Origin of the sequence: Sinorhizobium garamanticum (genome assembly GCF_029892065.1) — a bacterium.
GTDB classification, from domain to species: Bacteria; Pseudomonadota; Alphaproteobacteria; order Rhizobiales; family Rhizobiaceae; genus Sinorhizobium; species Sinorhizobium garamanticum.
Genome location: NZ_CP120373.1, coordinates 1,113,746 through 1,126,986, shown reverse-complemented (window position 1 = coordinate 1,126,986; position 13,241 = coordinate 1,113,746). Strand labels below are relative to the sequence as shown.

The following is a 13,241-nucleotide window of genomic DNA, read 5'->3' as shown; positions in this document are numbered from 1 at the left end:
TGCAGCGGACTGTCGGAACCCGGTCAGGCATTCGTGGGACAGCCCCTAACGGGATGGTCTTTGGATTTCATTGCAGCCGAGGCTGCGTCGATGCGGCGTATATAAGGACCGGCGTTTCGGACTGCAAGGCATTCTGCGGGGGGATCAGGGGCAAAAGCAAGCGCTCTTGATGGCGGGAAGAAGCGATATCGGCACCGCGGCTTGGCGCCGTCCGCGAATCCGGTCGAAAGAGGCGGCCGGCGCCGCGGCTCAACCGCCCGTCAACAGCTCGAAAAGGGTCGTCCGGCGGGTCGCGCCGGTCGTCTCGCCGACACCCGCGGGTGGGATAGGCCCGGCGCTCTCATCGTTGACGGGTCGCACCTGCTCGATGGCGGCCGTACCGTCCACGCTTGCCGGCGGTTCGGGAAACGCATCGGGATTGGCGGTTGCGAAACCGTCCGGGATGGGGCCGGGGCCGGCGACCGCTCCGCCGTTGTCGAACACAGGCTGCACGCCGGTCGTCCCGAACAGCGGCGAGGGCGACAGGCCCTCGTGGGCGGCGGTCATGAAATCATGCCAGGCCTTGGCCGGGAGCCCGCCGCCGGTGACCTTCTTCATCGACTTGCCGTCGTCGTTGCCGAACCAGACGCCTGTCGTCAGGTTCGACGTGTAGCCGACGAACAGCGCGTCGCGGAAGGATTGCGTCGTGCCCGTCTTGCCGGCCGCCTCCCAGCCTTCGATGCGAGCTTTTTTGCCGGTGCCGTTTGTCAGCACGCGCACCATCATCTGGTTCATCTCGCTGACGATCGCCGGGTCGAGCACGCGCGGTGGATTGTCGTAGGTATTTTCGTAGAGCACGGTACCGTCGGCGGTGGAGATGCGGCGGATGACGTGCGGCGTCGCCTTGAAGCCGCCATTCATGAAGGGTGCGTAGGACGAGGTGAGTTCGACGAGACTCACTTCCGACGTCCCGAGCGCAATCGAGGCGTTCGCCTGCATCTCCGAATCGATCCCGAGCCGATGCGCGAGCTTGACCACATTCTGCGGACCCACCTCCATGACGAGCTCAGCCGCGATCGTGTTCAGCGAATTGGCAAGCGCGTAAGCGAGCGTGACCTCGCCGCGGTATTTCTGGTCGTAGTTTTCCGGCGTCCAGTTGCCGATCCTGACCGGCGCGTCGTTTCTGACCGACATGGGCGTGCGGCCGATTTCGAGGGCTGCCGCATAGACGAAGGGTTTGAAGGCGGAGCCCGGCTGGCGCTTGGCCTTGGAAGCGCGGTCGAACTGGCTTTCGGCATAGTCCCGGCCGCCGACCAACGCCCTGATGGCGCCGGTGCCGTCGATCGACACGAGGGCGGCCTGCGAGGCGTTGAGCTTGCCGCCGTCCGCATCGAGTGTCGCGGAAATGGCTTCCTCGGCCTTTTTCTCGAGCGTCAGGTCGATCGTCGTGTCGATTACCAGGTCCTGGTTGATTTCACCGATCATGCCGGGAAGCTGGTCCATGACCATATCGGCGACATAGTGTTCGGCGCCCGACCAGAAGCTCTTGGCCTTGGTCGGGGTCTGCGACATGGCCGTCTTGATCTCGGCGTCGGTGATGAAGCCTTCCTCGCGCATCGCGCCGAGCACCACTTGCGCGCGCTCCTCGGCGGCTTCAGGGTCGCGCGCCGGCGAGAGGCGAGAAGGCGCCTTGAGCAGCCCGGCGAGCACGGCCGCCTCGCCGAGATTGACGTCGCGCGCCGACTTGTTGAAGTAGCGCCTGGACGCCGCCTCGACGCCATAGGCGTTTGAACCGAAGAACACGCGGTTGAGATACATCGCGAGAATCTGGTCCTTGGAGTATTTCTGCTCGAGCCAGAAGGCGAGCAGCACCTCCTGCACCTTGCGCTCCAGCGTGCGCTCGGGCGAGAGGAACAGATTCTTGGCGAGCTGCTGCGTCAATGTCGAGCCGCCCTGGACCATTCGGCCGCTCATCAGATTGGTCAGCATGGCGCGGGCAAGCCCGAGCGGATCGACGCCGAAATGCGAATAGAACCGCCGATCCTCGATGGCGATCACCGCTTGCGGGATATAGGGCGACATGTTTTCGAGCGACAGCGCCTCGCCGCCCGTCGCGCCGCGATTGGCGATGATGTCGCCGCTGACCGAAAGGATTTTGACATTCGGCGGCCGGTCCGGGATCGACCAGCTGGTCGCGCTCGGCATGCGCGCGCCGTAATAGAGCACCAGGCCGCCGGCGCCGATGGCACCCCATATGCCGAGTACGATGCACCAATAGGCGAGCCTGCGGACAAGGCCGAAAAAGCCGCCGCCGCTGGAGCCGCGTCGGCCGCCGCGCTTGCCGCCTGTCTTTCGCTTGCCGGCTCCGGACTTGCCGCGGGCGGGCCGGCGGGCACCTCCGCTCACGCGATCGCTCGCCTCGACGCGCAACTCGTCGTCATCGCTGTTGCCGCCGAAGGAAGGTTCGATCCGTTGTCCTGATTTGCCGCGTGCTGCCATGCCGGAAGGATCTATCCCTTTGAGGTCCCGACCCGTCATCGCGCGAAAGCGATTCCCGGCGGCGCGATTCCTGTCGTGCGGTTCCAACGCATCTGCCCGCACGTGCCGATGCGTTGGACTCTAATTGCGGCAATTTAAGGAGGGGTTAAGGACGAGACCCTGAAGATTGTTAACATCTTCAACTCGTTACCGCGTGCAATCTGTTCGGAACTCGGTCCGGGAAAGCGGTATTTCCCGCTTGAGAGGGGATTGCAGTCAGCCTGAAAAGTTGCGAATCAGATTATGCAGATGTCGGGGCAGGTTGAGGGCGATATGGCAGAACTGACTGATCCAGCCAAGGAACTAGCGGAGCTGTGTCAAAGGCTATCCCTTCCGAATAAAAGTCGAGGAGACGTTTACCTCGCATCGCAATTTGGCGTTGGTCCCTGGTCGAGTGATTTTTACCGAATTGTTTTCAGTATTGTAGAGCGCGTAGATTTTGTTGCCCGCATTATCGAAGCTTTAGATCTCGATGATGACATCAAGGCAGAGGCGCAGCAAAGCCTTGAACATATTAAGAACGCATTCGGTCAAACATCGCTAATGAACACATGGAACACAGCGGGATATGGATATGCATTGCTCGGCCCAGAGAACGCGCGCGCTATAAAGATGCTTTCTAGTCAAGTTAGGCAGAAAGTTTCATATCCCAAACTCTCGAACGAAGACGTTGAAAATCTCTTGGTCGAAGTTGGGGAGCTTGAAAAGTGGCTCGCTGAGCATCAACTTCACGAGCAAGACTTTATACGCCAAGCAATCATCGAGGGTGTTTCTCAGTTCAAGTTTCGCCTCGAGCGCCTATCATGGCTGGGTTGGGGGTACACGGTATCCTCTTTGCGGGATGTAATCGGAGCGTACTATGCGCTTCATTCAACAGTTCCAAAAGATAATAGCGCACCGGTAGCTGAAGCGCTTTTAGGCAAAGTCCAAGCTTTGGTGCGAAAGGTATACCAAAAAGCATCCACGACGAAAGATATTTACGAAACTGGCGAATTCATGCTCAAAGCCTATGGCGCGTATAGTATTGCACTGCCCAACGGGATCAGTGGGCTTCTAACATAGAGCGACCCTACTACAGTCTTCATCTAAGCTGTTCCGTGAGGCACCTTAGCGTTTCTCGACCGTCGAAGGGAATGGCCTCCTGCCGCCTTGCATCTCACGCATTGCTGCATTGCAGCATTAGCGGTATTAAATCAGACTAAATGATTTATCTTGAAGTCATCGAAGCGCTGCACCTCCTCCCGCGGCGCCCGATCACGGATCGGTTTCACTCCTCCTCCCAGGAACCGATCAAGTTCAAAGACCCCGAGCCACCTCCTCCCGGCTCGGGGTCTTTTTGTATCGGGCTACTGCATGTTCCCTTAATCCCCGGCGCCGGTATATCAGCCTACGGCGCCGCGCGTCTTATCAGACGCGCAAAGGACGCTGTAGCACTTTGAATTGCTGCATGTTTTTATCCTTAAATCGGCTACGATTTAAGGCAGCAGTCATGAAATCCAGGGCAAACGGCTACGTCTTCGCGCTTGTTGCGATCGTCATCTTCGCGATCCAGGACGGCATCTCCAAACATCTTGGCGCCCTCTATCCGCCGGTTTTCGTGTCGATGATCCGCTATTGGGCCTTTGCCGCATTCGCTGTAGTGCTGGCGGCGCGGGGGCCCGGCGGGCTGAAGGTGACGATCGTGACGAAGAAGCCGGCGCTGCAGGTGCTGCGCGGCGTGTTGCTGCCGACGCAGATCGTGGTCGTCATCACCGCCTTCACGATCGTCGGCCTGGCGCATTCGCAGGCGATCCTGGCGGCCACTCCGCTCTTCGTTGCGCTCCTGTCCATGCCGCTTCTCGGCGAGCGGGTCGGCTGGCGGCGCTGGCTGGCGATTTCGGCGGGTCTAGTCGGCGTGCTCCTGATTCTGAAGCCGCAGCAGGGCACCTTCGACATGAGCTTTCTGCTGCCGCTCTCGGCGGCGTTGATGTTTTCCATCTACATTATCGCAACGCGACTAGTCAGCCGTGGCGGCGATTCGGCGATGACCAGCTTTTTCTATACCGGCATCGTCGGAGCGGTTGCGATCAGCTTGGTCGGCCCATTCTTCTGGACGGCGCTGGCGCCGACCGATTGGGTCTGGATGCTCCTGCTCTGCATCACCGGGACCTCCAGCCACTATTTCCTGATTCGCGCCTATGAAATGCTCGATGCCGTTGCCGTCCAGCCGCTCAGCTATCTGCAACTTGTCTTCGCTTCGATCATGGGCGTCACCATCTTCGGCGAGACGCTGACGGCCAACATGATTCTAGGCTCCATCCTGGTGGTCGCGGCCGGCATCTTCACGGTCTGGCGCGAGCACGTCGTTGCAAGGCGCAAAGCCGGCCTGCCGCCGAGGTAGCGGAAATCGGCCGCCGCGATCGGGCGAAACTCGTCTTGCCTTCTGGCTGCCACTTGCAGGGCCTTGAATAGGCGTCGGGTAAAGGAGAAGGCGATGAAGGTATGTTTCACGGCAGCGATCGCATTTGCAGCCTTCGCGATGATCAAAGCCGACGCCTCGGCCGAGGAGGTGCTCGCCTATATCGACGATCGCTCCGACGGCGCCGCGCTCGTGCGCTCGCTCTACAACGCCATCAACCGCAAGGAATATGCCCGCGCCTATGGTTATTTCGCCGACACGCAGCCGGTCGGCGGTTTCTCGGATTTCTCGCGCGGCTATGCGAATACCGTGTCGGTCGAGGTCAGGATTGGAAAGGTGACGACTGAAGGCGCTGCTGGCAGCGTCTATGCCGCCATTCCCGTTGCGGTAAAATCCGTCGAGCAGCCTCAAAAAATTCGCTTGTTTGCCGGCTGCTACGTCGCCCGCATCATCAATCCGGCGCAGCAGGCGCCGCCTTTCACGCCCTATCAGATCGAGGCGGCGCGGCTCAAGGAGGTAGAGGGGCCGATCGAGCAGGCAATACCCGCCGTTTGCGACGCGCCCTGACGGCTCGCGACAGGGCGCAAGGTCGATGTAGCACTTTGAATTGCTGTATGATTTTGTCCTTAAGTCGATTCCGATTTGAGGAATCATGCAGTGGAAGAAATTGCGCCTGGCTACGGAATGCCGCTGTCTCGCTGCGCCAGGAAGCGCGAGCGCTCGTAGATCAGGATGACGACGAGCGCCATGACGAACGGCACGAGGAGGTAGAGCAGCCGGAAGATCGCAAGCGCCGCCAGCACGTCGGCCGGATCGACCTCCGGCAGCGCCGCAATGAAAACGAGCTCGAGCACACCGAGGCCGCCGGGAGCGTGCGACAGCAGCGCTGCCGAGAAGGACGCGAGGAAGATGCCGAGAATGACGACGTAGCCGGGATTGCCGGCCTGCGGCAGGGCGAAATAGATGATGCCGGCCGCGCCGAGGAGTTCGACGGGACCGATCACCAGCTGCCTGAGGACGATCGCGGGCCTTGGATAGTGAACCTGGAACCAGCGCGTGCGAATCGGGCGAAGGCCGATCAGGCTGCCGAGCACGTAAAGGCCGATGAGCGCGAGGATGATGACGCCGGTGGTCAGCGACATCTCGATCGGCAGGAATTCCGCGAACCGCTCGATGATGTCGGGCTTCACGAGCAGAACGATCGCCGACAGCGTCAGTGTGCCGAGCGTGAAGGTGAAGGAGCAGAAGGCGACGAGGACGCCGACCTCGCCGGGCGTCAGGCCCTTCGACCGGTAGGCCCGGTAGCGCACTACGGCGCCTGAAAACACCGACGCGCCGAGGTTATGCGAGAGCGCATAGGTCGTGAACGAGCAGACCGCGATGAACCAGATGGAAATGTGGTGGTGGCCGAGATGGTCGAGTGCGAGCTTGTCATAGGCGGCGAGCGCCGCATAGGCGACGAGGGTCGAGCCGATGGCAAGCATCCAGCTTGCGAGCGATATCGCCTGAAAGCTTGCGACGAACTCGTCGACCGAAAGGCCTCGCAGTTCGTGGTAGAGCGCATTGACCGAGAGCAGAATCGCCGCCACACCGACGACAGGCCAAAAATAGGCTTTCAACCTTTTCATGCCGGCGCCAGGGTGTTCCTGGAGGCGAGGTTGGCAGGGGACCTTGGGGGATGGCGAAGAATGCCATCCCAATCTCGCATTCTAAAAGCACCGCGTCCGGAACGTGATGTCTCGGTCCTCGACCTTGCCAACAGCCCATTTCCCCATTCTGTTTGTTTTGTGAAAAGGGAAACATCCCACAGCCACGAGGTCAAGCAGCGATGACGGGATATTCAAGACTGATCCGGCAAATGCGCGACAGGGCCGAAGGCAGGGGTGAGCAACATGAAGCAAGGCGGCGTTTGATTGACGCCTAAAGCGCTTCGCGTTCAATCCGACTCATGCGACGCGTTTTAGGTCCTTTTTTATGCATGTCGTTGTCCCAAAACCGCTGCACTCTTTTGGGCGACACGCATAAGCCAACCGTGGCGGAACTTCCGCCACGGTTCGCGAGAGCAAAATCAGGCGGCGAGCGCGTCGAGAATGCGGATCCACGAGCGGATGCCCTTGTGGAAGGACATGAGTTCGTACTTTTCGTTCGGTGAATGAATGCGGTCGTCGGAAAGACCGAAGCCGACGAGCAGCGATTCGATGCCGAGCATTCTCTGGAAATCGCCGACGATCGGGATCGAGCCGCCCATGCCGATGACGACCGCCGGTTTCGGCCATTCGTCGGAAAGCGCCATCTTCGCCGTGTTCAGCAAGGACGAATCATAGGGCAAGTGGATCGCCGGCGAGCCGCCATGGGCGTGGAACTCCACCGAGCAGTCCGCCGGCACCTTCGACCGGACATAGGCGCGGAAGGTTTCGCGGATTTTTGCTGGATCCTGATGGCCGACGAGACGGAATGACACCTTGGCCGATGCCTGCGCCGCGATAACCGTCTTGAAGCCTTCGCCCGTGTAGCCGCCGGTGATGCCGTTGATCTCGGCCGTTGGGCGTGCCCAGGTCAATTCAAGCACGGAGCGCCCCTTTTCGCCGGAGGGGATCGACAGACCAACCTGACCGAGGAACTTCTCGGCCGTCTGACCGAGCGTCTCCCAGGCGGCCTTGATCTGGGCGGGCGTCTCCTCGACGCCATCGTAGAAGTTTTCGAGCGTGACGCGGCCCGTCTCATCGTGCAGACCGGCAAGGATGTCGGTCAGGATGTGGATCGGGTTCGCTGCCGCGCCGCCAAAAAAGCCGGAATGCAGATCGCGATCTGCCGCCTTGATGACGATCTCCTCGCCGACGAGACCGCGCAGACCTGCGGAAATTGCCGGCGTCTCGCTATCCCACATGCTCGTGTCGCAGACGAGCGCATAGTCGGCTTTGAGTTCAGCGGCATTGGCCTCAAGGAAGGGCTTCAGCGACGGCGAGCCCGATTCTTCCTCACCCTCGAAGAGAATGGTAATCCGGCAGGGAAGCGCATCATGGATCTCCTTGTAGGCGCGCACCGCTTCCAGGAAGGTCATCAACTGGCCTTTGTCGTCGGACGTGCCGCGGCCGGTGATGACCTTGCGCCCCGGCTCGATTTCCTTGATCGCCGGTTCGAAGGGAGGAGCGTCCCATAGGTTCAAGGGATCGACCGGCTGCACATCGTAGTGACCGTAGAACAGCACGTGCGGAGCATTGGCCTTTGCGCCGACGTGATGGGCGACGACCATCGGATGGCCGGGCGTCTCGCGCACGGAGGCAGTGAAGCCGAGCCCGTTCAACTCCGCTACCAGCCACTCAGCCGCCTTGCGGCACTCCGCCTTGAAAGCCGGGTCCGTGGAAATGGACTTGATGCGGACGAGGTCGAAAAGCCGATCGAGGCTCTTCGGAAGATTGGCGTCGGCGCGCTCCAGAACAGGGGTGATATCTGCCATCATGCGAATCCTTACGTGGGTTTCGCGCGGAACGTAGCCCATAACCTCGAAAATCGAAATCGGTTTCACAGAAGGATCTTGTACATCTCACGGTATTACCGCGTCCGCTTGGGTGCGCGGTGCGCGGGCAGTTTTAGCCGATGCAGCGAGAAAGGGGTCGTTCGCGGATTCAGACGTCGCTGTTGCGAGCGGTATTGGCGAGCGCCATGCGCATGTATTCGAGCATCAGTTCCCTTTCGAAGCGGCGAAAGCCCGATAGCAGGGATTGCTCCGCCGCGAGTGCCGCTTCCTTCGCCGCCGCCTCGATCTCTCTCGCCCGTTCCGTCAGGAAGATCTGTTGCGAGCGCCGGTCGCTCGGGTGCTTGCGGCGGGTGATGAGGCCGTCGCGCTCCATGCGGGCCAGCGTGTTGGCCATGGTCGCCTGCTCGATGTCCAGCCGATCGAGGAGCTGCTTCTGCGTCAGGCCCTCCTCCGACCAGAGTTCGAGCAGAACCGGAAACTGGCCGGGCGCGAAGCCGAGCTTCTGGCCCCGCTCCTGCAGGGCGCGCGAGAAGCCTTTTGCCAGCAGGCTGGCCAGGTACGTCGCAGACTCCATACGATTGAAGGCCATGCCTATGGGTACGCGTGAACCGGTGCGAAGACAAGTTACAAAGCTGGCGATGGAACTGATTTACCGTGACTTCACAGTGATTTGAGCCTCTGCATGTTTCCTTAAATCGTAGCCGATCTAAGATAAAAACATGCAGCACTTCAAAGTGCTACAGCGTCCTTTGCGCATCTGATTAAGACGCGCGGCGCTGTAGGCGCGCGGCCGGAAAACCGGGCAACAAAAAACCGTCGCGGCGCGGAGGCGGCGCCGTGACGGCTCTTTGAAAGCAGGACAAAGGCCCGGAGAGGGGGATAAGGCCTTTGTCCACATCTGGTGCGGGCGGGGGACAGGCCAATCACCAGACGACGGCATCATTTCAGTGCCGTTCATCATAATTTGAGGAGCCAAATGTGGCTTTTCAAGGATTGTCCGACTGAATCGCACATTACAAATGTGTAACGTTTCCGTGAGCCTTCTAGCGGCGTCGGCGTCTGCCGGTGATAGCCGCAGATAGGCACTGCCGGTGAAAACCGCAATGGACGTTTGCCTCACCCCGCGCTATCCATGACCGCATGAAAAACGGTGATCACCTCTTCCTCGTCGACGGCTCCGGGTTCATCTTCCGGGCTTTCCATGCCATCCCGCCGCTCAACCGCAAGTCCGATGGTCTTCCGGTCAATGCGGTTGCCGGCTTCTGTAACATGCTCTGGAAGCTCCTGACCGATGCACGCGATACGTCGGTCGGCGTGACGCCGACCCATTTCGCAGTGATCTTCGACTATTCCTCGAAGACCTTCCGCAATGTGCTTTACGACCAATACAAGGCGAACCGCACCGCGCCGCCCGAAGATCTGATCCCGCAGTTCGGCCTGATCCGGCATGCCACCCGCGCCTTCAACCTGCCCTGCATCGAGAAGGAAGGCTATGAGGCGGACGACCTGATCGCAACCTACGCCCGGCTTGCCGAAGAGGCGGGCGCCGATGTCACGATCGTTTCCTCGGACAAGGACCTCATGCAGTTGGTGACGTCCAGGGTATCGATGTACGACAGCATGAAGGACAAGCAGATCACGATCTCCGACGTGGTCGAAAAATGGGGCGTGCCGCCGGAGAAGATGATCGATCTTCAGGCGATGACGGGCGATTCGACCGACAACGTGCCGGGGATTCCCGGAATCGGACCGAAAACAGCGGCCCAGCTGCTCGAAGAATACGGCGATCTCGATACGCTGCTTGCACGCGCCGGCGAGATCAAGCAGCAGAAGCGGCGCGAGAGCATTATCGCGAACGCCGAACTTGCGCGCCTTTCCCGCGAACTCGTCACCTTGAAGAACGATACTCCCCTCGACGTTCCGCTCGAGGACCTGAGGCTCGAGCCGCAAAACGGCCCGAAGCTCATCGCCTTCCTGAAGACGATGGAATTCAACACGCTGACGCGCCGCGTCGCGGCGGCGACGGATACGGACGCCGAAGCAATCGAACCCGCTCCAGTGCCGATCGAATGGGGCATCGAGGCACACGGACCGGATCTCGATGTCGGCGAGGCCGCCGGCCCGCCGCCCTCTGCCGAATCATCGAGCACCGCCCCGCCGCGCGGAACGGCAGCCAAGGCGGCCGTTTCCTTCGTTGTGGGCGCCGAGGATGCGGACGTCACCGGCGCGACACCGCAGGGACTTGCGCGGGCGCGCGCTGAATTCTTTGCCAAGGCTTCCTTCGATCGTTCCGGTTACGCCGCGATCCGCGATCTTGCGACGCTCGACCGATGGATCGCGGATGCGCGCGATGCCGGCGTGGTTGGTTTCGACGCGGCAACGACATCGACCGACGCCATGCAGGCGGATCTGGTCGGCTTTTCGCTGGCGATTGCCGATTACCGCGACAATCCCTCCGGTGCGAAGATCCGGGCGGCTTACGTGCCGCTGATCCACAAGAATGGCGCCGGCGATCTGCTTGGCGGCGGTCTTCTCGAAAATCAGGTCCCCGTCCGCGAGGCGCTGAGCCGGCTAAAGGCGCTGCTCGAGGATCCGTCGGTGTTGAAGGTCGCGCAGAACCTGAAGTTCGACTATCTGTTGATGAAGCGGCACGGCATCACCATGCAAAGCTTCGACGACACCATGTTGATGTCCTATGTCATCGATGCCGGCAACGGTGCTCATGGCATGGATTCTCTGTCCGAGCGGTGGCTTAATCACAAGGTGACTGCCTACAAGGACATCACCGGCAGCGGGCGGTCTTCGCTCACGTTCGACTTCGTCGATATCGACAAGGCGACGGCCTATGTGGCGGAAGAGGCAGACGTGACGTTGCGACTCTGGCACGTCCTGAAGCCGCAACTCGCAGCCAAGGGGCTGACGCGCGTCTACGAGCGGCTCGAAAGACCGCTGGTCGGCGTTCTTGCCCATATGGAGGAGCGCGGTATCACCGTCGATCGGCAGATTCTTTCTCGCCTCTCGGGAGAGCTTGCTCAGGGAGCTGCGGCGCTCGAGGACGAGATCTATCGCCTGGCCGGGGGAACCTTCACGATCGGCTCGCCGAAGCAACTCGGCGACATTCTCTTCGGCAAGATGGGATTGCCGGGCGGCTCCAAAACAAAGACCGGCCAATGGTCGACTTCGGCGCAGGTTCTGGAGGAGCTTGCCGCCGAAGGCCATGAGCTGCCGCGCAAAATCGTCGACTGGCGCCAACTCACCAAACTGAAATCCACCTATACCGATGCGTTACCGGGTTTCGTGCATCCGGAAACACGGCGCGTACATACATCGTATGCGCTGGCTGCGACGACCACAGGCCGCCTCTCTTCGGCCGACCCCAACCTGCAGAACATTCCGATCAGGACCGCCGAGGGCCGCAAGATCCGGACGGCCTTCATCGCGACGCCGGGACACAAGCTGGTTTCTGCCGACTACAGCCAGATCGAGCTTCGGGTGCTCGCGCATGTGGCGGATATCCCGCAGCTCCGCCAGGCCTTCGCCGATGGCGTCGACATCCACGCAATGACCGCCTCCGAAATGTTCGGTGTTCCCGTCGACGGCATGCCGAGCGAAATCCGCCGCCGTGCCAAGGCCATCAATTTCGGCATCATCTATGGCATTTCCGCGTTCGGCCTTGCCAACCAGCTTTCGATCGAGCGCTCGGAGGCGGGCGAATATATCAAGAAATATTTCGAGCGTTTCCCCGGCATCCGCGACTATATGGAAGGCACCAAGGCCTTTGCGCGCGAGCACGGCTATGTCGAAACGATCTTTGGCCGACGTGCCCACTATCCGGATATCCGCTCCTCCAACCCGTCGCATCGCGCCTTCAACGAACGCGCGTCGATCAACGCGCCGATCCAGGGCTCTGCCGCCGACATCATCCGCCGCGCCATGGTGAAGATGGAGCCGGCGCTTGAAGCGGCGAAGCTGTCCGCACGGATGCTCCTGCAGGTGCACGACGAACTGATCTTCGAGGTCGAGGACGGCGAAATCGAGCGCACCATTCCGGTGATCGTCTCGGTGATGGAAAATGCTGCCATGCCGGCGCTCAGCATGAAAGTGCCGCTGAAGGTCGACGCCCGCGCCGCGCACAATTGGGACGAGGCGCATTAAATCACGATGATTTTGGGTCGAATCGACCCAGAGTCACGCTCCGGTCCGCTCAGGCAGCGGACTCTGCGGGGTGTATCGGCCTGAAGCTGGCGAAGAGGTGCTTGAGTGCGTCGCGTCCCTCGGCCGCCAGATCGAACCGACGTCCGAACAGCAGCCATTCGGTGCATAGCCCCATCATCATCCAGCGCAAGGCGCGCGCGGCGGATGCCGGCGTCCAGGTGACTTGCAGTTGCCCTCGTTCGAGCGCGCGCGCGAAGGCGCGTTCGAGCAGTGCCTCGTGTCGCTCGTCGATTTCCTTCTGCCGGTCGAGCACCGCGGACATGTCGCTGTCGTAGTCGCACCGGAGCATGATCGCGAGGATGCGCTGCCGCTGCTCGTCCTTGGCCAGCATGTCCAGCCAATCGGCGGCGGCGCTTTCGACGATCGCGAGCGTGTCGGAAGCCTCGGTCTCGATCTCGCGGGCGATCATGTCTTCCTGCGGCAGCGGCACGGCATCGTAGAGCGCCAGGAACAGATCGGTCTTGTTGGCGAAGTGCCAGTAGATGGCGCCGCGCGTGACCCCCGCCGCCTTGGCCACCTCATCGAGCGTCGTATTGGAAACACCCTTGGCGTAAAACATCCGCTCGGCGGCGTTCAATATCCGGCTCCGTGTAGCCTCGGCCTCGGCCTTGGTTCTGCGCATGCGTATCTCCT

The 13,241-nt window shown here is 61.0% G+C and carries 9 protein-coding genes; 4 read left to right on the top strand and 5 right to left on the bottom strand.

What is annotated here, in order from left to right:
* Window positions 1-249: 249 nt before the first annotated feature.
* On the bottom strand, window positions 250-2,478 hold the full coding sequence (locus tag PZN02_RS05395) for a transglycosylase domain-containing protein (protein WP_280661394.1): 2,229 nt from the start codon (window positions 2,476-2,478) through the stop codon (window positions 250-252).
* Window positions 2,479-2,790: 312 nt separating this feature from the next.
* Here PZN02_RS05395 and PZN02_RS05390 point away from each other — a divergent pair, with 312 nt between their 5' ends.
* The 3 genes from PZN02_RS05390 (at window position 2,791) to PZN02_RS05380 (ending at window position 5,482) form a co-directional block, all read left to right on the top strand.
* Window positions 2,791-3,579: a hypothetical protein gene (locus PZN02_RS05390; RefSeq protein ID WP_280660573.1), complete on the top strand. Its 789-nt coding sequence runs from the start codon at window positions 2,791-2,793 to the stop codon at window positions 3,577-3,579.
* A gap of 427 nt (window positions 3,580-4,006) precedes the next feature.
* Entirely contained in the window at window positions 4,007-4,897 is an 891-nt protein-coding gene (locus tag PZN02_RS05385; RefSeq protein ID WP_280660572.1) for a DMT family transporter, read from the top strand.
* A 93-nt stretch (window positions 4,898-4,990) separates the two neighbouring features.
* Complete coding sequence (locus tag PZN02_RS05380; RefSeq protein ID WP_280660571.1) at window positions 4,991-5,482, top strand: hypothetical protein; 492 nt, start codon at window positions 4,991-4,993, stop codon at window positions 5,480-5,482.
* Between the two features lie 110 nt (window positions 5,483-5,592).
* On the opposite strand, the gene PZN02_RS05375 is transcribed toward PZN02_RS05380, so the two are convergent.
* The 3 genes from PZN02_RS05375 to PZN02_RS05365 all read right to left on the bottom strand — a co-directional run bounded on the left by PZN02_RS05375 (window position 5,593) and on the right by PZN02_RS05365 (window position 8,982).
* Window positions 5,593-6,543, bottom strand: coding sequence for a lysylphosphatidylglycerol synthase transmembrane domain-containing protein (locus PZN02_RS05375; protein WP_280660570.1), 951 nt, complete (start codon window positions 6,541-6,543; stop codon window positions 5,593-5,595).
* Window positions 6,544-6,983: 440 nt separating this feature from the next.
* Window positions 6,984-8,375 carry a M20/M25/M40 family metallo-hydrolase gene (locus PZN02_RS05370; protein ID WP_280660569.1) on the bottom strand — a complete coding sequence of 464 codons (1,392 nt, stop codon included), beginning with the start codon at window positions 8,373-8,375 and terminating at the stop codon, window positions 6,984-6,986.
* A 166-nt stretch (window positions 8,376-8,541) separates the two neighbouring features.
* Window positions 8,542-8,982, bottom strand: coding sequence for a MarR family winged helix-turn-helix transcriptional regulator (locus PZN02_RS05365; RefSeq protein ID WP_280660568.1), 441 nt, complete (start codon window positions 8,980-8,982; stop codon window positions 8,542-8,544).
* A 551-nt stretch (window positions 8,983-9,533) separates the two neighbouring features.
* Between PZN02_RS05365 and polA the strand changes: the two genes are divergently transcribed.
* Window positions 9,534-12,548 (top strand): DNA polymerase I, encoded by a 3,015-nt coding sequence (gene polA, locus PZN02_RS05360; RefSeq protein ID WP_280660567.1) that lies wholly within the window; start codon window positions 9,534-9,536, stop codon window positions 12,546-12,548.
* Window positions 12,549-12,597: 49 nt separating this feature from the next.
* On the opposite strand, the gene PZN02_RS05355 is transcribed toward polA, so the two are convergent.
* Complete coding sequence (locus PZN02_RS05355; RefSeq protein ID WP_280660566.1) at window positions 12,598-13,230, bottom strand: TetR family transcriptional regulator; 633 nt, start codon at window positions 13,228-13,230, stop codon at window positions 12,598-12,600.
* Between the last annotated feature and the right edge of the window lie 11 nt (window positions 13,231-13,241).